Here is an 18523-nt window from a genome sequence, read left to right as displayed (position 1 = left end):
TATCGAAATTCTGCTGCGCGAAAGCTTGTGTGTGTCAGGCGGCGTCGTCGAGTCGCATGGTGCGGCGGTTGTAGGCGGGTAGCGGTCGGCGTTGGGGGTCGATGTCGGCGGGTGGGATGAGCCAGGGGTGGCGGTCGAAGCCGATCATGATGTCCCAGCCGTTGTGGTGGACCTGGGTGTGGCAGCGTTGGCAGAGTAGGCAGCCGTTGTCGAGTTCGGTCTCGCCGTTGTCGGTCCAGTGCTCGATGTGGTGTACCTGCGTATGTGACGGTGGGGCACCGCATTTGATGCAGTTCTCGTCGCGGATGATGATCGCCTTGCGCAGGTGTGGGGGAAATAGTCGTCGTTCGCGGCCCATCTGCAGGGGCACGGTTTCGCCGTCGATGATGATCTCGGTCAGGGTTCCGTCGCAGGACAACCGTTTCGCGGTGGCTTGGGTGGTCGGTCCGGTCCAGGGCAGGGATGCGGGGTTGCCGCCGTGGGCGGGGATGGTCAGTAAGGTCTGGGTTCGCGGTGCACCGATGGTGTCCATCGAAGCGCCCGCCGCGGCCTGGTCGAGCAACACCTCGAGTGCGTCGGCGCGGATCTGGGAGGCCGAGCGCCGGTCAGGAGAACCATCCGGTTCCGGTCGCGGCACCGAACGTTCGTCGATCATCGCGACGAACTTCTCACCCACGCTCTGCGTCACGTTGCCATAGATCTCGACGCGACCGTCATCAGTCAGGTGGTGCGACAGGGCGTCCAGAGACCGATCATCACACGCGGGGATGCCACCCTGATCGTCGGCGATGGTGTTGCCGATCGTCTGGGCATGCTTGTGCACTTCGGCGGGTGTGGCACCCGACAGTGCTTGGGTGAGGAGTTCGGTCTCATAGACGGCCCGCTCGTCGTCGGAAAGTGCTGTAGGGGACCGTTTCTCGATTGCAGTCATGCCACGCACGATGGCGTCGACGATCTCACCCGACAGGCGCCCGTAGGCGGCACACGCCTCGACCTTGCTCAGTGTGCCGAGGCTGTCGGCGATGCGGATGGTGCGGGTGGCGGCCGCGGGTGGGAGTCCCATCTCGATCAACAGTTTCTTGGTGGTCGACCCGGCTTTCTCCGCAACGCCCAGCGAATCGAGAGTCGCTGCGTGGGTGGCGATCTGATGGTCGGCGACATTGCGGATCAGCCGCCAGAACTCCAACTGCGCGCACGTCGTGCGGCCGGTGGGGTCATCTGTTGGTGCGGTGATCTCGACGAGTTGGTCGAGGAGTGCGTCGAGTGAAGTGGTGTCGGTGTCGATCATGACGGCAGCCGTCCCTCTCATGGAGGCAATGCGGTTGGGTGGGACCGTCGTTGACTACTGCTGCGTCATCAAATTTTCTGTGTCTTCAGTTGTACATCGGGGGTCTGACAAACCCTGCGGACCGGCTCCGCCGACCGATCTGACCGGCGAATGGATCACACTTACTGCACGACAAGTCATAGGGCCCAATCGAACCGCCGGCCAAGCTCAATGGCGCCAACCAACCGGCCGGACGGTGGTCGTTGGGATGCCGCACCCACAACGCATTCACCAACGTCGGCTCCCGGGCGCGAGAAGCTTGACGAGCACGACGGTGCCGTGGGTCTCGTCGGGTGGGGCAACTACCTAGTGTCCTGAGTCATTAATTGTCATTCGGTTGATAGACTGGGGAATGGCAACCCGGGGTCCGCGAGCAGTGGATATTGTTCTGACCGATGACGAGCGCCGTGAGCTCGAAGGGTGGGCGCGTCGGCGAACGACGGCCTCGGGTTTGGCGATGCGATCACGAATCGTTCTCGCTGCCGCAGATGGCGGGTCGAATACCGAAGTGGCACAACGACTCGGCCTCAACCGAGGTACCGTGCGGCGATGGCGAGGCCGGTTCGTCGAGCACCGCTGCGAGGGGTTGCTCGACGAACCCCGGCCCGGGCGACCTCGAACCGTCGGCGACGAGCAGATCAAAGACCTGATCACCGCAACTCTCGAGACCACTCCGAAGAATGCGACACACTGGTCGACTCGGTCGATGGCTGAGCATCTCGACATGTCGCAGTCAACTGTTTCGCGTGTATGGAGAGCGTTCGGATTGGCTCCACACAAACAGGATTCGTGGAAGCTGTCGAAAGATCCCATGTTCACCGAAAAGGTCCGCGACGTCGTCGGGCTCTACATGAACCCACCCGAACGTGCCCTGGTGCTCTGCGTTGACGAGAAGACCCAGATCCAAGCGCTCGATCGCACCCAGCCGATCTTTCCCATGCTCCCGGGCACCCCGCAACGGGCCAGCCACGACTACGTGCGCAACGGCACCTCCAGCCTGTACGCGGCGTTGGACATCGCGTCGGGCAAAGTCATCGGTTCGCTTCACTCACGGCATCGCGCAACGGAATTCATCGGATTCCTCCGCAAGATCGACGCCGAGGTACCCGACGAGCTCGACGTCCACCTGGTCATGGACAATGCCTCCACCCACAAGACACCCGCGGTCAAGCGATGGCTGACCGCGCACCCGCGGTTTGTTGTCCACTTCACCCCCACCAGCTCATCCTGGATGAACCTCGTCGAACGCTGGTTCGCCGAACTGACCACCAAGAAACTCCAACGCTCCACCCACCGCACCGTACGAGCACTCAATGCCGACATCAGAGCGTGGATCGAGACCTGGAACGACAACCCCCGCCCCTACGTGTGGGTCAAGACCGCTGACCAGATCCTCGACTCCATCGCCCACTACTGCACACGAATTAATGACTCAGGACACTAGACGGCTCGCTTCGCTCACGAGGCCGGCGACCCCGCTCGACGGCGGCCCGGTCGCGAGGCCAGCCTTCCTGAGGGCGGCCACCTACACGCGGCAGAAACCCCGCCGCGCGGAGTGCTGCAGGTCGGAGCAACTCATCCGCCGATCGGTCGGTACTCGCTGCTAGCGTCAGCCCGAATCCGAGAGGGCTCGGTAAAGGTGCACCAACAGCAGGGGGTTCGGCTTGAACACGCTTGGCGACCCAAGTTTCTACTTGGCGCTACTCGGCGCGCTTGTACCGCTGGTGTCGGCGCTCGCCGCCCTATATGTCCATTACAAGCACCGGCGGAGCTACTTCGAACAGGTGGAGCGGTTGGTGGCGCTACTGCCCGACGAGGATGTCGATCCCACTCATGCGTCACTCAAGCAGCGATACTCCTGGGCAGAAGCCCTTCGCCAGTTCGACTTGCTCACCATGCCCCGCCCACAAGACGGCATGGCGCTGTTGTTCCGTGTGCTGAGTCTGCTCACTGCACTGTTCGCGGTCGGTTACCCGATCATGTTCTTGCCCAGCGGAACAGCGCCTCACTCGAAGGTTCTTGCTGTGGTCTTCGCGGCGGGGATGCTGTCCTTCTCATGTATTGCTTGGTTCATCGCAGGAATTTTCCGTCATCCCGCGTACAGGCTGGCTGGACGGCCGTTGAACGAGCAGTCGCCGCACACTCGGCGGATTCGACAACTGCGAGCCGCTTACGGAGTACGAGGCTCGTCCGACATCGCGGCCGAACGTTCCGCGAGAAAGCGGACGGAGCAGGCCCGTCGAGTGCGGCGGTGGTACCGGAACCGTCGCTACGACTTTCGGCTGGTGTCGTTGATCTCGAGGAGACCTCTCGCCACGCGAGCTCGCCGGGTGCGCCGCCAGCGCTCACCAGAGCACGCGTCGTAGCCGCTGATCAGCGTATGGATGCGACCGCACGAGCTGATTGCGGCGAACCTACGCATGCACCTCAAAAGCTCTGAGAACCGGAGTCTCTCATATCTGCTGGCTGCAGCGCTCGGGTTGACAGGGCCTTCAGCAGCCGCGCCGACGAGGCGTCGTCGGTGGGGAAGGCGGAGCAGACGTCGATTGCCTGGATGCCCTCGGCGTCCATGGCCGACGCGAGGCCGGCGGTCACCTCGCCGGTGTTCGTGCCCTGTGCCGAGCGCTGTTTGATCGCGACGAGGCCGGCGTTCGGGCTTCCTTGAGGAGCTGTGCGATGAGCGACTGCAGCTGTCCGGCGCGCGGTGTCGCCGCATCCTGGGTATGTCCGAGTCAATAATGCCCAAATCCGTGTGACATCGGAAAGATCAGCTTGTCGAGATTCCTCGGGCGGGTAGACCGGATTGTTCCGGATGCGCCGCCATTCCAGAGTCCGGCTGGTCCGTTAGGCGACGCCCTCGAAGAAGGCAAGGCGTGCGGATTGCTGCGCAGACGGGGCGGAGCTGGCGGCCGAGATTTTCGCAGCCGAGGCCGACGTCGGAGCAGACCGGTTGCTCGACACGATCAGGCCGACGACGAGGAGCGCTGCACAGACCACCATCGTGATCCATGCCCAGATCGGTGCAGAACCTGCGATGCGCTTCACGACATCAAACATTTAATCAGTCTCCCAACATGCGTCTTTCGTGCGCGACTTTGCAACCATAGCGGCCATTTACTGCCAGGCGCGAGTCGCCAGGTCTGAGTGTTTAAGTAATCGCGTGGTTGCTGGGACCAATGCCCTCTGCGGCACGTCGGAGCATTAGTCGTCGTAGCGCCGACGCTCGTAAGTGCGCATGAAAGTGATTGCAGAGATGATCAATCCGAGGGCCGTGAGGATGTCCGATTCGGTCAACCCATGCTCGATGCTGATGGAGATCAGCACTCGTCCCTCGATCGGGCCGTTGCCGAACAACCACATAACCGACAGAACTGCGAGGGTTGCTGCGGCTCGGTACGTCGGACGCGCCAGGCACCATGCACCTGTGACGAACAGGAGGTTCAGCAAGACCAATGCATGGAAAACTGAAGCGTCGACGGGTTGGGCAGGCACCCGACCAGTATCCTCGCACCGTCAATGCCCCGGAACTGGGGACACGTCGATCTTGGCGGGCATCAGAACGTTCGGCCTCGCGCCAGGATTTCGAGAAGGTAATCTCCGTACCCGGACTTCTGGAGCTTGACGGCTCGCGCTCGGAGTTCTTCGTCGCCGATAAACCCTTGGCGCCAGGCGATCTCTTCGGGTGCGGCGATCTTGAGGCCTTGCCGTTGTTCGACGGTGCGCACGAAGTTGCCGGCGTCGAGGAGGCTGTCGAAGGTTCCGGTGTCCAGCCAGGCTGTACCTCGAGGTAATACCCGGACAGACAATTTGCCCTGCGCGAGGTAGCGAGCGTTGATATCGGTGATCTCATACTCTCCGCGGGCACTCGGCTCGAGACTTCGTGCGATCTCGACGACATCGTTGTCGTAGAAATACAAGCCAGGGACGGCCCAGTTGCTCTTGGGTTCCAAGGGCTTCTCCTCGAGCGAGACAGCGTTGCCGTCGGCATCGAAGTCGACCACGCCGTAGGCCTCCGGATTGGACACCCAGTAGGCGAAGACCGCACCGCCGTCGATGTTCTCGAAACCCTGGAGTTGGCTTCCTACGCCAGGCCCGTAGAAGATGTTGTCGCCCAGCACGAGTGCCACCGACTCGTCGCCGATGTGGTCGGCGCCGAGGGTGAAGGCCTGGGCGAGGCCGTCGGGTGAGGGCTGGGTCTTGTAGGTGAGGTTGATGCCGAACTGGTCACCGTTGCCGAGTAGTCCCTGGAAGGCGGGCGTGTCGTGCGGGGTGGTGATGACGAGGATGTCTCGGATGCCGGCGAGCATCAGCGTCGAGAGCGGGTAGTAGATCATCGGCTTGTCGTAGACCGGGACGAGCTGCTTGCTCACACCCTGCGTGATCGGATGCAGGCGCGTGCCCGTACCGCCGGCCAGAATGATCCCTCGCATGCGCCTCAGCCTAGTGCCCGACGATCCGGCCCACCGTGTGCACACCCTGGGCGCCCACCCGGTGCCTCGGTAGAGTGACGTCCACCAGTCCTCGGGCGGAAGGAATCGACACGTGCGTGTTCTCGTGACCGGTGGTGCCGGTTTCATCGGCGCCAACTTCGTGCTGCGCACCCTGGCCACCCGCCCCGACGCCTCGATCCGCGTGCTCGACAAACTCACCTACGCCGCCAACCCCGAGACCCTGGCCCCGGTCGCCGACCGCGTCGAGCTCATCGAAGGCGACATCGCCGACGCCGCCCTGGTCCACCGCCTGGTCGGCGAAGCGGATCTGGTGGTGCACTTCGCCGCCGAATCCCACAACGACAACTCCCTGGCCGACCCCTCGGCCTTCGTCCACACCAACCTGGTGGGCACCTACACCCTGCTCGAAGCCGTCCGCGCCCACCAGGTCCGCTACCACCACATCAGCACCGACGAGGTCTACGGCGACCTCGACCTCGACGACCCGGCCCGCTTCACCGAAGCCACCGCCTACAACCCGTCGAGCCCGTATTCCTCGACCAAAGCCGGCTCCGACCTCCTCGTGCGCGCCTGGGTACGGTCCTTCGGCGTCGCCGCGACCATCTCCAACTGCTCCAACAACTACGGCCCGTACCAACACATCGAGAAGTTCATCCCCCGCCAGATCACCAACGTCCTGTCCGGAGTACGACCCAAGCTCTACGGCGACGGCCGCAACGTCCGCGACTGGATCCACGTCGACGACCACAACGACGCCGTGTGGACCATCATCGACAACGGCCAGATCGGCGAAACCTACCTGATCGGCGCCGACGGCGAGGTCGACAACCGCACCGTCGTCGAAACCATCCTCGAACTCCTCGACCAACCGAAAGATGCGTTCGACTTCGTCACCGACCGCCCCGGCCACGATCGCCGCTACGCCATCGACTCCACCCGCCTGCGCACCGAACTCGGCTGGACCCCGAAGTATGTCGACTTCCGCGCCGGTCTCGCCGCCACCATCGACTGGTACCGCGACAACACCGACTGGTGGCAACCCGCCAAAGACGCCGTCGAACAGAAATACGCCACCACCGAACGCGTCGCCGGTTGACGTGAAACGGCGCGGGCATGTCTATTCGACGGTGTGATCGGTCTGATCGAGCAAATCTAACCAACTGCAATCGTGAATTGACATCATTAGGAAAACCAGGCGGTTAACGCCAACGTTCTGCATGTTTGTCATCGTCAATCGAATGGTTGACATAGATCACATAAGTGGTCTCTATATTGTTGTTATTGGGCCCTCTGGCGGCCTGGTTCTACGAGCCGGCGCCAAGTCTTGATATGGGCAATGGGGGACTATATTAGCAGGTCAAACGACTTTTCCGCCGTGGGGCCTACTCCGAGTGTCGCTGTGCGCGAACGCAAGCCTGAGCTGGTGAGTCGGGTTCCGGATTGGGAGGGCTGTAACGGTCATTCTCTTTTTCATGTTGAGTTGTGGGTGTGACCGATCTGAAATATGCTCCTCGCACAGGACAGGATTTCAGCGTCGAGATTCTCCTTGGGCTGGGGGGTTCGCCTTTTCTTCGTAATTCGGGGGTCGTTTGGAGGAGAGCGTTGGCCAATCGCCAAGCCTACGACCAGCCTGCGCTCGGCGTCGGTCGACGCAATCAGCGACTCTGGTTTGTTGATCGTGTAGACGACCGGTCGCGCTCCTGGATGCGGACATATCTAGTGCGTGTTGCAGTCACGGACGCGGTGATTGTCGCAGGTGCGGTTGGTGTCGCCCAGTACGTCCGCTTCGGTGGAGAAGGCGCGATGGTCCCGAACGGAGCGACCGGCGCCCCCGCTGTTTACGTTTCGGTCGCTCTGGGTATAGCGTGGGTTCTCTCGCTGCGTGCGTTTCACACGCTGGACCGTCGAATTGTCGCGTCGGGTTCGCAGGAATACAGCCGCGTGGTGACCGCGTGTCTCTCGGTGTTCGGTGTCCTTGCGATGGTCGATTTGCTGTTCAAGTTGAACATTGCACGCGGATTCCTGGCACTCGCGCTTCCGATTGGAACTCTCGGCCTCGTACTTTCGCGTTGGTTGTGGCGGAGGGTCCTGCTGATCCAGCGCCGGCGATCCCAGAACCTTGAACGGGTTCTTGTGGTAGGGGCCCGCAACTCTGCGGTCCCGTTGATGGAACGCCTTGTGCGTCAACCAGAACTCGGCTATCACGTCGTTGGGATCTGCTTACCGGAGCGGAGTGGGCGACCGCGGCAAGTGGCAGTCGGTGATACGACGGTTCCCGTTCTGGGCACCTTCGACGAAGTGAGCAGTTCGGTTGCGGAGTCTGGGGCTACAACCGTCGCAGTCACCTCGGCTGAAGCGCTCGGTCACGATGCGATGCAAGGCCTGTCTTGGGATCTCGAGGGTCTCAACGTCGACATGATTGTGTCGCCTGGTGTCACCGATGTCGCGGGGCCGCGAGTGATGGTGCGGCCAGTCGCAGGACTTCCTTTGCTCCACATCGACAAGCCGCGTTATGAGGGCGCCAACCGATTTCGGAAAGCGATCGTCGACAGGATCGGTTCCGCGGTGATCCTCCTCGCCCTGGCGCCGCTGTTCCTGGCCTTGGCCGTTGCGATCAAACTTGATTCCCCTGGTCCTGTCTTCTACCGCGCAACCCGGGTCGGACTGAACAACAAACCCTTCTTGATGTGGAAGTTCCGGTCGATGGTGCAGGATGCGGACAAGCGCAAGGCCGAGTTGCGTGCGCTCGATGAAGGCGCCGGCGTCCTGTTCAAGATGCGCGACGATCCACGCGTGACAAAGGTCGGGGCATTCATCCGGCGCTACAGCCTTGACGAGATCCCGCAGTTGCTGAACGTGCTCGGTGGGACGATGAGCTTGGTCGGCCCCCGGCCTCCGCTGCCTGAGGAAGTCGAACAGTACGACGGCAGGGTGGCTCGAAGGATGCTGGTGAAACCTGGCATGACGGGTCTTTGGCAGGTCTCCGGTCGCTCAGACCTCTCATGGGAAGAATCTGTGCGACTTGACCTTTCCTATGTCGAGAACTGGTCGATCATGCAGGACGCGCTCATACTCTGGCGAACACTGCGTGCCGTTCTGAACAAAGACGGGGCGTACTGAGGGATGCCGACCGCTGTCGGCCCGGTCCGCGGTGTTGTAGTGGCGAGCGGCGATCGCAGAGGACCTGGTGGGCCGGATGGAATAGATGTGCGAGTCCTCGGTCTCGTGCTGCCTGTCGTCCTACTCCTGGCGAGTTGTGCCGCGTTCAAGACCAACCAACCGATGCATGCACAGATCGTTGGGGAGCGCGGTTATGGGTTCGTCGCAGACAGTGTTGGATTGTCAGTAGAATCAGCAATCCTCGCGGGCAATGGAAAGGCGATACAAAAGCGTGCACTGACCGAAGCCTTCAAGGGCTTTCGCCCGGGTATGGTGTTGCGGATCGGTGGGAACACATCCGACCAGATGTTCTGGACGTCGAAAGGCGAGTCGACCCCCTCGTCATACCGCTTCAGTGCGACCCCGAAGGCGATGGAGAATCTCGCCGAGGTGACAAAGCGACTGGGTTGGCGCGTAGTTATGGGTGTGAACCTGCGTTCACGGGACGCTCGCCGCGCTGCGGATATGGCTAAGCATGCCCATTCCATCTTCGGTGCATCGTTGACCGCCGTTGCAATCGGAAATGAACCCAACGTGTACTATCCGTCGAATCCGCCGTTCGGTACGTACGCGCGTGATGTGCGTGACTATTCGAACGCGATTCGCGAAGAGGTGCCAGGCGTACGCATCCAGGCTCCGGACAGTAGCGGGCATCGGTACGACTTCATCTGGAGTAGTGCGTCGCAGTTCGCGAGCAATCAAGTGACGACTCCGGACATCTATGCTGCGCACTTCTACGGAGCGCAGGGCTGTTCAACGCCCACGGTGCGTCCCAGAGATCTCTTCACCGAATTCGCCGATGACAGAAGAGATTCTTCGCTTCGGGATATCTCTCGTGCTGCATCCTTGGCCAATTCTCCGAAAGTGGTTCTTTCGGAGGTGAATTCGGTTAACTGTGGTGGCATCGTTGGAACCAGCAACCGCCTCGCCGGGGCTTTGTGGATGCTTGACTTCGCGTTCGACGCGGCGACCCGGGGTTTCGATGGTGTCTACTTCCACGGTTCCCTGACCGCCTGTATCGCGTACTCTCCGATCTGTGTCTCTGACGACCGCAAGGTGAAGAAGGCGGACCCGTTCAAGGCACTGACGGTGCTCAATGGGATGGCGAACGGAATGGCGATGCTATCCGTCGTGCCGGAAGATTCCATGAAGAATATCCGCCTGTATGCTCTCCGCGGTAAACGGTCGCTGGCCTTCGTTGTGATCAATACGGGGGAAAGTGATACGGATGGAGTCGACGTCGACGCTGTTCTGCCCGAAGGGCAGTTTGCAGAGCTCTCCGAGCTGGAAATGGTTACCGAGGACGAGACCGACACCGACGGATCACGACTCGCACGCAAGACTTCTCTGCGCGGTTCGGTTCCGGACCTGGACTCTGAATGCTCCGATGGCCTGGCGGGTCGGGATGCCGCGACATCCGCAAGAGTTACGAGTGAGCCGGCCTCCGCAAAGATCGTCTATTTATGTGAACTTCCCAACTAAACACGCCGGATTCGGCGGATTGGGTTCTGAGAAATACTTGAGAAGGGAATTCGAATGAGGATTGTTGTACTCGGCCTTGGGTATCTCGGCGCGACGCACGCAGCCTGCATGGCAGAGCTGGGCCACGAGGTACTCGGAATCGAAGTCGATGACTACCGGCGTGAGGAACTTGCGAAGGGGGAGGTTCCCTTCTACGAGCCGGGTCTTCCCGATCTGGTTCGCAAGCACCTGGAGTCGGGACTCCTCAAGGTGTCGGCCAGTTACGAGGAGGCAGCCGAATGGGGCGGGGTGTACTTCATCGCGGTTGGCACCCCGCAGCGCAAGGGCGAGTACGCGGCCGATCTCCGGTACGTCGAAGGCGTTGTCGAGAGTCTTGTTCCGCTGTTGACCGAGGACGCGCTCATCTTGGGCAAGTCCACCGTGCCGGTGGGTACATGTGAACGCCTCGCGTACCGGGCGCAGGAGCTCGCAAAGGACGATGTGACAGTCCACCTGGGGTGGAACCCGGAGTTCCTGCGTGAGGGTCACGCGATTGACGACACACTTCGGCCGGATCGAATCGTTGTCGGTGCCGAGAAGGGAAGTGAACTCGAGGTTGCCGCGCGAGAGGTCTACGCGCGGATGATCGATGCCGGGACCCCGTACATCGTGATGGATCGCCAGAGCGCCGAGATGGTCAAAGTTGCGGCGAACTCCTTTCTCGCAACCAAGATCTCGTTCATCAATGCTATCGCTGAGGTGTGCGAGGCGGCGGGTGCCGATGTCACGGCAGTAGCTGACGCCATCGGGCACGATGACAGAATCGGGCGGAAGTTCCTCAATGCGGGTCTGGGTTTCGGTGGAGGCTGCCTGCCGAAGGACATCCGGGCGTTCATGGCTCGAGCGGGCGAACTCGGTGCTTCTGAGGCACTGTCGTTTCTGCGTGAGGTCGACAACGTCAACATGCGGCGACGTAATCGCATGGTCAACCTGACGAAGCGTTCCTGCGGCGGATCACTTCTCGGGAAACGGGTCGCGGTCCTCGGCGCTGCATTCAAACCGGAGTCCGATGATGTGCGCGATTCGCCGGCTTTGAACGTTGCTGGGCAGCTGCAGTTGCAGGGTGCGTCCGTCGTGGTTTACGACCCCAAGGCAAACGAGAATTCGAAGCGGAGCTTTCCGACACTCGACTACGCCCCAAGCGTGCGCGAGGCGTGCACGGACGCGGATGTCGTTGCCGTTCTCACGGAGTGGGGCGAGTTCCGGGCGCTCACACCGCGCGACCTCAACGCCATCGTTCGCAACCGCACGATCATCGACGGACGGTTGTGCCTCGACCAGTCCGCTTGGGAGGCAGCCGGATGGTCGTTCCTCCGCTGATCCGTTTCCGATGACGTGTACGAATTCACCCAGAATGGAGTCCCAGATGAAGTCTGACGTCATTCATGCGCGCAGATCACGTCTTCGACGTGTCGCCGGGGCAACGAAGTTCCGAGCTCAGCGGAGCCTGGTGTTCGGGCGGCTCCGTGCCCGGAACGTGCTTCCGGTGCGCGGATGCGCGTTGGGAGACCCCGGTGCACCAATCGTCAGTCTGACGAGTTATGGCGAGCGGGTCGCGATTTCTTACCTTGCGATTGAATCGATCCTGAAGGGGAGACTGCGGCCGTCGCGGATCATCCTGTGGGTCGACGACGAGGAGACCGTTGAGCATCTGCCGGCAGCCCTGAGACGACTCCAGCGCGCAGGCCTGGAAATTCGTGTTGCAGCAGAGGGATCCGGTCCGCACACGAAGTATCTGGACGCATTGCCGCTTGCGGCGCAGAGTGGCGTTCCGCTGGTTACCGCTGACGACGACACCGTGTATCCGGTCGACTGGCTTCACCGACTGTTCGCTCATCATCTGGATCATCCGGACGGAATCAGTTGCTACCGAGCACGTCGAATCGCCTTCGACACCACCGACGATCAAAGCGGGCCGGGCTTGCTGCCCTATGAACAGTGGCCGTTGGTGCGCGACTCCTCGGAGTGCGAGAGAAACTTCGTGACGGGTGTCTCTGGTGCTCTATACCCGCCGGTCATGATCAATGCGCTCATGGAGCGAGGCACAGAGTTCGAGGAGGTGTGCCCGAACGCGGACGACGTATGGATCAACCACACTGCACTTCAGGTGCGGGTGCCGGTTCGGGTCGTCGACGGCCGGAGCCGAGACTTCATATCGCTCGAGGCCGCCCAGGGGACAGGGCTCAAGCATGCCAACGTTGCGCGGGGACGGAATGATGTGCAGATCGCGGCGACGTACTCCGAGCTGGATCGAAAAACGCTGGCTGCCTCGTCATGACGGCGCCGAAGGTCGCGGCTGGGGACGCTGTCGGCGCGGGGCCGACGTCCGACGGCGCCGCGCCTGAGGATCGCGTCGATGTAGGGCGCAGCGTGGCGGTCGTGACCTTCGGTAACCTGACGCCCCTTCTGGCCTCGGTCATCACAGCTCCGTTGCTCGCGCGAGCGCTCGGGGCAGAGGGTCGGGGTCTCGTCGCTGCCGCGACCGCGCCCCTGCTCGTGGCGACCGCCGCGCTCACGATGGGCATGCCTGATGCCGTGACGTACTTCGTTGCCCGACGCGTGCATACGCTACGGACGCTCGCATTGGGGATCTCCGCGGTGTGCGCGGTCGGTCCGCTGGGAAGTCTCCTAATCTTTTCGATCTCTGGGGCACTGGCCGGCGCTCACCCTGAGATTCAGGGGCTGATGTCGATGATCGGGCTCATGCTGACACCGGCCCTCGTCGCTCTGGTGATCCGGGGTTACGCTCGGGCCGTTCAAGCCTGGTTGCTGGTGGCCTTCGACCAATGTGTTGCGAGCGTGTTCCGAGTATGTGCTCTCGGGTTCCTCCTCGCTGTCGGCGATTTGACGGTCACCTCGGCTGCATGGGTCTTGGGTATCGGCAACTGTATCGGCGTGATCGCCTATCTCGGCTTGTTCTTCGGGCGCCGCACGCGGGCGGATAGTGTCGTCAGCGACCTGTCGACGGGTCGTCATGCGGCCCAGCTGACGCGCTTCGGACTCGGCGCCTGGATCGGCTCCGCGGCAGGCGTCGTACTCGCGCGGTTGGACCAAGTCCTCTTCCTGCCGTTCTCGACTGCTGAACAGCTGGGCATTTACATTGTCGCGGTTTCTCTCGCGGACATGGTCCGGACGTTCAACACGGCAGTCCGCGATGTCGTGTTCTCAGTTCAATCGGCGAAGAACGATGACGAGAGCCTTGGACGCGCGGCCCGGCTGTCCACCATCATCACCGCCGGGGTCGGTGTGTCTGCCGTATTGATGGGCTGGTGGGTGGTCCCGCTGGCCTTCGGCTCGGAGTTCTCCTCGGTGACAGGAGTTCTCGCAGTTGTTCTCGTAGGAACCATCATCGGCAACCCAGGATCTGTGGCGGCCGCCGGTATGACGGCTCGCGGAAAGCCGATCCTCAGGAGTATCGCGATCCTGTGCTCGGTCGTCCTGAACATCGTCCTCCTGGTGATCCTGTTGCCTCGAATGGGCGCGATGGGAGCGGCGATCGCCTCGATGGTCGCGAACGGCATCTGTGGCTGGCTTGTTCTTTTCCTGGCCTATCGAGTCTTCGGGATGAAGCCGTCGCTCTTTCTTCGTATTCGGGGCGACGACTTCAAGCTGCTGTATCTCAAGGTGCGTGTGTTCGCGGTGAAGTTGGGGCGCGGTAGGGGGCCGCGCGATCGCTCAGAGGAGTCAGAAGTCGGTGGTCGATATGAATAGCAGCAGAGGCGATGTGGTGAGCGAGAAGTATCTCGTATCGGTGGCCACGTACATGCGCCCCGAGGGTCTCGAGCGACTGCTCGACAGTCTGGGCGCAGGGACAAACGGGCGTGCCGATGTAATTGTTGTGGACAATGATCCGGATGGATCGGCTCGTGCGATTGCCGAAAGCCACTCCGTTACCACCTTTTACACGATCCAGTCAGAGCCAGGTATCGCGCAGGCGCGTAACAAGGGGCTGGAGTATTTCAATCCGGAGTACAAGGCCTTAATCTTCGTTGACGACGACGAGTGGGTCGAGGATGACTGGCTGAAAACGCTTACGAACTATCTCGATTCCAGCGGTGCCGACGTCGTGCAGGGCCCGGTTGTCACGTGCCTTCCGGATGATTGTCCGACTTGGATTCGGCGGGGCGGGTTCTTCCAGCGGGAGCGAGCCAAAAGTGGAACCCCGTTGCTGTCAGCCGCGACGAACAACACTGCGCTGAGGCGCAGTGCTTGGGTTCAGGCGGGAGAGCCTCGTTTCGATACATCGTTCAGTGAGACCGGTGGGAGTGACTGGGACTTCTTCTGGGGCATACGCCTATCCGGGGCGAGAATCGTCTACTGCAACGAGGCAGTGGTGTCCGAAGACGTTCCGCCGTCGAGGTTGAGCGCGCGGTGGCTACTGCGCCGGAGTACGAGGAGCGGCATCGTCCACTCGCGTGTTCGTCTCAAGTACAACGACCATCCATACCGGGCCCTCGTCAAAGGCGTTCCGCGAGCTGGTTACTACGCGCTGCTTTTCGTCTATGGCCTCGTGATCGGGCGAAAGATCCCTGCGAAGCCGTTCAGCGTCATCAGTTTTGAGACCGGGAAGGTACTCGGATTGATGGGCTTCCGTACGTACGAATATCGCCGAACCGACAATGGAGCACCCGTTGCGTAATACAGCTGCGAAGAACACGAAGGTCGCGCTGATGGCCTTCCCGATGCATGGCCAGCACAAACTGAGTCGCGAAGGCTACCGCACACGCGATGGCCACTTCATCGAGTGGTTCGGCCGACTTCTTTCCGACTCCGGTAGCACCGCAGTCATCTCGCGCCCCGAGCCCCACCTCACCGGTGCCTCGCTGAAGGCGAGAAATCTGGAGTTGGCAGACAACACGGTCGCAATCGACTCATTCACCTGGGCGGTGCCCCGACTCTCGGATCGGCAGGCGTGGTGGGTCGACTCGCTTCCCAGGTATCCGAGCCTGGGCCCAGAGCTGAGTTCCGCGGACGCGGTGGTGTGGAATCCGTTCGTGTCGCTGAGTTCGTCGTGGGCCGACCTCGGTCAGAGTGGCCGGACAATTGTCTTCGACCTCCTCGACGACTGGACAGTGCATTTCGCGTTCGAGGGCATCAGCGGCGAAGTAGAGCTGGCCTACAAGGAGATGTTTGCAAGGGCTGACCACGTCACCGCCAACTCCGAGGCGACGGCCGAGCTGGCAACGCGATTCGGTCGTGACGATGTTCATCTGGTGCTGAATGGTTGTGACCCGGAACGGTTCTCTCAGGTCCCGCGGGTGAATGGGCCGCTGACGGTCGGGTACGTCGGGAAGATCGGACGGCGGCTCGACCTGGAGCTGATTTGTCAGACCGCGAAGGAGTCGCCCGACGTCAAGTTCGTTTTCGCTGGACCGATCCTCGATCGTGAGTATCGGCGGCCCCTCGCAGAGCTGTCGAACATCGAGTTGCTCGGCGATGTGCACTACGAACGAGTGCCGGAGCTGCTGACCACGTTCGACATCGGGTGGGTTCCCCATCGAGTAGGGAAGGGTGAGGTCGGCGGCGACGTGATCAAGACCTACGAGTACCGGGCCGCAGGGCTGCCGGTCCTCACTACGCCAGTACTCGGAACAAGCAATCGCAAGCTGGACGACGGCGTGTTCGTCGTCGACGCCGACGGCCATCACGATTGGTTGTCTGGGCATCTCGGTGGCGAGAAGCGTCCGGCCCGAATCCCCGCGAATATCCCTGAATCCGTCACTTGGCGATACAAGGCACAGTTCGTTCTCGAACTGCTGGGGCGGTGACATCCGTGTTTGGTCAGAACGTCCGGGTTCACTTCGTCGCGGCACCGCTCATGGCCAGAAGTGGTGTGTACAACTCGCTGTTCGACCTCATCGAACAGGCGCAGCGAGACGGAATGCCCTGGACCGGAACGCTCGGGATGAGACCTGACGCGCCTGGAACGGTCCGCGAGCATTCGGCAGTTTCCACCGAGGACCTACATCTGCATGGACTCCCCGTTGTGTCGGAGATCCGGGAAATGCTCGCCTCTGATGAGAACTACGCACGTGCTGACTGGGTGGTCACATTGATCACCCAGTCCGACATGGCGCTCTTCATCGACACCATGGCGGGACGTCGCAGCAGATCAACGTGGATCGCATACATCCGTGGACTCCCGTGGCCGGCGCGAGGAGAGCAATCGGAGGCGAGACGGCAGACAATGCGTGTCCTCGAAACGGTCGCCCTGCGTCGTGCACGAGAAGTTTGGGTCACCACGGAGACTCTTGCTGAGGACGTCAGGCCGTGGGCCAAACCGCGTATCGTCCGGGCGGGCATCAAGGCGCTGCCGAGAATGAACACGAGTACGGACGCCGCCGGACCGTTGGTCTGGGCGGGACGTCTCGACGTCGACAAGCGCCCCGAGTTGTTCGCCGAGATATGCACTTTGAGTGGGCACAGCGGCCGAATCTACGGTGACGGACCGATGCGCGGGCAGCTCCAGGCCTCAGTATCCGGGCGCTGCGAGGTGATGGGCTGGGCAACGCCAGATCAGATGTGGTCCGGTGCTTCACTTTTCGTGGGAACTTCCTATCGCGAGGCGTTCGGGCGTAGTGCTGTCGAGGCGAGCTTGGCCGGCTTGCCGGTAGTTATCGGCGACCGTTACGGAGCAGCCCGGCTGCTCGTGACCGACCCCGAGGTCGCTGAGCTGTGCATTGTCGACTCCGCCGATGCGACCGAGTGGGCTCGCGTAGTGCGTCGCCTACTAGACGATCCGGATCTACTCAGACGGGTTGCTGAGCACGTTCACGAGAACGCCCTGCAACTGACCATCAACAACTCTGTCGCCCGAATTTCGGACCGAATCTCAGAGCTGAGTGCGAGCGCGCAGCAATCTGCGGCTCTCATCGCACACAAGTCGGAGGACTGACCTATGGAAACTCGAACCAGACCGACCGTCGCGATCGTCGGCACCCGCGGCTATCCGAGCTACTACGGCGGATTTGAGACGCTCATCAGGAAGCTGGTGCCGTTCCTGACCGAACGCGGTTGGGACGTGGTTGTCTACTGTCGCCCCGGTGTCGATCGCTTCGCAGCGGGCGAGGAAGAAGACGCGGTCCTCCAGGTGTTTTCACCGGGTATCGAGAACAAGTCGTTGAGTACTCTTTCGTACGGATTGACGAGTTCTGTCGACGCCGCATTCCGCAACGTCGACGTTGCACTGGTGATGAATGTTGCCAACGGATACTGGTTGCCGTTCTTGAGAGCTCGTGGCATTCCGATCGTTCTGAACGTGGACGGCATCGAATGGGAGCGTCAGAAATGGGGAGGCCTGGCGAAACGGGTATTCCGGACTGGAGCCTCTTTGACGGCCCGCTACGCAGACCGCATTGTGTGTGACTCCTTGGCCATTCGCGACCGGTGGGTGAGTGAGTTTGCGCGGGTGGGCGCGTACATCCCGTACGGTGGCACCGAGACCGGCGATTTGGCTCCCGTACGGGGTTTTAGACCTGGTGAATACATCTTGTACGTTGCGCGATTTGTCCCGGAGAACTCTGTAGGTGAGTTCATCGCCGCGGTTGAGAGGCTGCCAGAGAGTCAGAAAGTGGTGATAGTAGGCTCATCTGGGTACGGCGGAGAGATCGAAGAGCAAGTTGCAGCGGTCGCCGACGCGTGCGAGAGTGTGAGTTGGTTTGGTCACATATCCAACGATGACGAGCTACTTGCTTTGTGGCAGAACTGCGGAGCGTATTTCCACGGACATAGTGTTGGCGGTACTAATCCGGCGCTTGTCCAAGCGATGGCCTGTGGGGTGCCGATTATTGCCCGTGATACGAAATTCAACCGGGAGGTCCTCGGCGACGCAGGAGTGTTCACGCCGGCGGAGCCCGGTGCGATTGCAGCAGCGCTGACCGAGGTGGTCGCCGACGAATCCACTCGCACGCGACTGGGTAGGTCTGCGAAACTCCGTCAGCAAGAACACTTTACGTGGGACGGAGTTTGTGGAGCGTACGAGGATGAGCTTCTCGCTAGTATCGGCATGCCTCGCACCCCCGCGTTGATATAGGCACGAAACCGGATCGGGTAGATGTTTCGAAAA

General features: G+C 61.5%; 17 protein-coding genes. 12 read left to right on the top strand and 5 right to left on the bottom strand.

What is annotated here, in order from left to right; all coding sequences use genetic code 11:
• Positions 1 to 34 precede the first annotated feature (34 nt).
• A complete protein-coding gene (locus BLU62_RS17395) occupies positions 35 to 1288 on the bottom strand; it encodes an HNH endonuclease (protein WP_074851039.1) in 1254 nt (417 codons plus the stop codon).
• Between the two features lie 391 nt (positions 1289 to 1679).
• Between BLU62_RS17395 and BLU62_RS17390 the strand changes: the two genes are divergently transcribed.
• Entirely contained in the window at positions 1680 to 2771 is a 1092-nt protein-coding gene (locus BLU62_RS17390; RefSeq protein ID WP_074847987.1) for an IS630 family transposase, read from the top strand.
• A gap of 220 nt (positions 2772 to 2991) precedes the next feature.
• Positions 2992 to 3693, top strand: a complete 702-nt coding sequence (locus tag BLU62_RS17385) for a hypothetical protein (protein ID WP_139180039.1) — start codon at positions 2992 to 2994, stop codon at positions 3691 to 3693.
• A 61-nt stretch (positions 3694 to 3754) separates the two neighbouring features.
• Here the strand turns inward: BLU62_RS17385 and BLU62_RS33905 are convergent, their stop codons facing one another.
• The 4 genes from BLU62_RS33905 to rfbA all read right to left on the bottom strand — a co-directional run bounded on the left by BLU62_RS33905 (position 3755) and on the right by rfbA (position 5757).
• Positions 3755 to 3922 (bottom strand): hypothetical protein, encoded by a 168-nt coding sequence (locus BLU62_RS33905; protein WP_244278230.1) that lies wholly within the window; start codon positions 3920 to 3922, stop codon positions 3755 to 3757.
• A gap of 249 nt (positions 3923 to 4171) precedes the next feature.
• The gene (locus BLU62_RS33900; RefSeq protein ID WP_244278229.1) at positions 4172 to 4372 is read right to left on the bottom strand and encodes a hypothetical protein; all 201 of its coding nucleotides are present in this window, start codon (positions 4370 to 4372) and stop codon (positions 4172 to 4174) included.
• A gap of 156 nt (positions 4373 to 4528) precedes the next feature.
• Positions 4529 to 4819, bottom strand: a complete 291-nt coding sequence (locus tag BLU62_RS17375; protein ID WP_074851036.1) for a hypothetical protein — start codon at positions 4817 to 4819, stop codon at positions 4529 to 4531.
• Positions 4820 to 4881: 62 nt separating this feature from the next.
• Positions 4882 to 5757: a glucose-1-phosphate thymidylyltransferase RfbA gene (rfbA, locus tag BLU62_RS17370; RefSeq protein ID WP_074851033.1), complete on the bottom strand. Its 876-nt coding sequence runs from the start codon at positions 5755 to 5757 to the stop codon at positions 4882 to 4884.
• A 112-nt stretch (positions 5758 to 5869) separates the two neighbouring features.
• Here rfbA and rfbB point away from each other — a divergent pair, with 112 nt between their 5' ends.
• From rfbB to BLU62_RS17320, 10 genes are all read left to right on the top strand, one after another.
• Positions 5870 to 6874, top strand: a complete 1005-nt coding sequence (rfbB, locus tag BLU62_RS17365) for a dTDP-glucose 4,6-dehydratase (protein ID WP_074851031.1) — start codon at positions 5870 to 5872, stop codon at positions 6872 to 6874.
• A gap of 506 nt (positions 6875 to 7380) precedes the next feature.
• Complete coding sequence (locus BLU62_RS17360) at positions 7381 to 8898, top strand: sugar transferase (protein ID WP_074851029.1); 1518 nt, start codon at positions 7381 to 7383, stop codon at positions 8896 to 8898.
• 162 nt (positions 8899 to 9060) lie between these two features.
• Positions 9061 to 10419: a hypothetical protein gene (locus BLU62_RS32555; protein ID WP_139180038.1), complete on the top strand. Its 1359-nt coding sequence runs from the start codon at positions 9061 to 9063 to the stop codon at positions 10417 to 10419.
• A gap of 54 nt (positions 10420 to 10473) precedes the next feature.
• Complete coding sequence (locus BLU62_RS17350) at positions 10474 to 11778, top strand: UDP-glucose dehydrogenase family protein (RefSeq protein WP_074851025.1); 1305 nt, start codon at positions 10474 to 10476, stop codon at positions 11776 to 11778.
• Positions 11779 to 11824: 46 nt separating this feature from the next.
• Positions 11825 to 12736 (top strand): glycosyltransferase family A protein, encoded by a 912-nt coding sequence (locus BLU62_RS17345; RefSeq protein ID WP_084811921.1) that lies wholly within the window; start codon positions 11825 to 11827, stop codon positions 12734 to 12736.
• Positions 12733 to 14169, top strand: a complete 1437-nt coding sequence (locus BLU62_RS17340) for a lipopolysaccharide biosynthesis protein (protein ID WP_084811818.1) — start codon at positions 12733 to 12735, stop codon at positions 14167 to 14169. The genes BLU62_RS17345 and BLU62_RS17340 overlap by 4 nt, the downstream gene beginning before the upstream one ends.
• A gap of 16 nt (positions 14170 to 14185) precedes the next feature.
• Positions 14186 to 15097 (top strand): glycosyltransferase family 2 protein, encoded by a 912-nt coding sequence (locus tag BLU62_RS17335; protein ID WP_244278227.1) that lies wholly within the window; start codon positions 14186 to 14188, stop codon positions 15095 to 15097.
• Positions 15090 to 16226, top strand: coding sequence for a glycosyltransferase (locus BLU62_RS17330; protein WP_244278226.1), 1137 nt, complete (start codon positions 15090 to 15092; stop codon positions 16224 to 16226). Before BLU62_RS17335 ends, BLU62_RS17330 begins: the two co-directional genes overlap by 8 nt.
• Positions 16223 to 17353 (top strand): glycosyltransferase family 4 protein, encoded by a 1131-nt coding sequence (locus BLU62_RS17325; RefSeq protein WP_244278225.1) that lies wholly within the window; start codon positions 16223 to 16225, stop codon positions 17351 to 17353. The genes BLU62_RS17330 and BLU62_RS17325 overlap by 4 nt, the downstream gene beginning before the upstream one ends.
• A 3-nt stretch (positions 17354 to 17356) precedes the next feature.
• Positions 17357 to 18490 carry a glycosyltransferase gene (locus BLU62_RS17320; protein WP_074851019.1) on the top strand — a complete coding sequence of 378 codons (1134 nt, stop codon included), beginning with the start codon at positions 17357 to 17359 and terminating at the stop codon, positions 18488 to 18490.
• Positions 18491 to 18523 lie beyond the last annotated feature (33 nt).

The sequence above is a fragment of the Gordonia westfalica genome, assembly GCF_900105725.1.
Taxonomy (GTDB): Bacteria; Actinomycetota; Actinomycetes; order Mycobacteriales; family Mycobacteriaceae; genus Gordonia; species Gordonia westfalica.
The sequence above is the reverse complement of the archived record's forward strand: the minus strand, read 5'-3'. Positions and strand labels throughout refer to the sequence as shown.

Coding starts and splice junctions, on each gene's coding strand:
- BLU62_RS17395 (WP_074851039.1), bottom strand. CDS start 1,288: ATGATCGACACCGACACCACTTCACTCGACGCACTCCTCGACCAACTC.
- BLU62_RS17390 (WP_074847987.1), top strand. CDS start 1,680: ATGGCAACCCGGGGTCCGCGAGCAGTGGATATTGTTCTGACCGATGAC.
- rfbA (WP_074851033.1), bottom strand. CDS start 5,757: ATGCGAGGGATCATTCTGGCCGGCGGTACGGGCACGCGCCTGCATCCG.
- BLU62_RS32555 (WP_139180038.1), top strand. CDS start 9,061: ATGCATGCACAGATCGTTGGGGAGCGCGGTTATGGGTTCGTCGCAGAC.
- BLU62_RS17350 (WP_074851025.1), top strand. CDS start 10,474: ATGAGGATTGTTGTACTCGGCCTTGGGTATCTCGGCGCGACGCACGCA.
- BLU62_RS17345 (WP_084811921.1), top strand. CDS start 11,825: ATGAAGTCTGACGTCATTCATGCGCGCAGATCACGTCTTCGACGTGTC.
- BLU62_RS17340 (WP_084811818.1), top strand. CDS start 12,733: ATGACGGCGCCGAAGGTCGCGGCTGGGGACGCTGTCGGCGCGGGGCCG.
- BLU62_RS17320 (WP_074851019.1), top strand. CDS start 17,357: ATGGAAACTCGAACCAGACCGACCGTCGCGATCGTCGGCACCCGCGGC.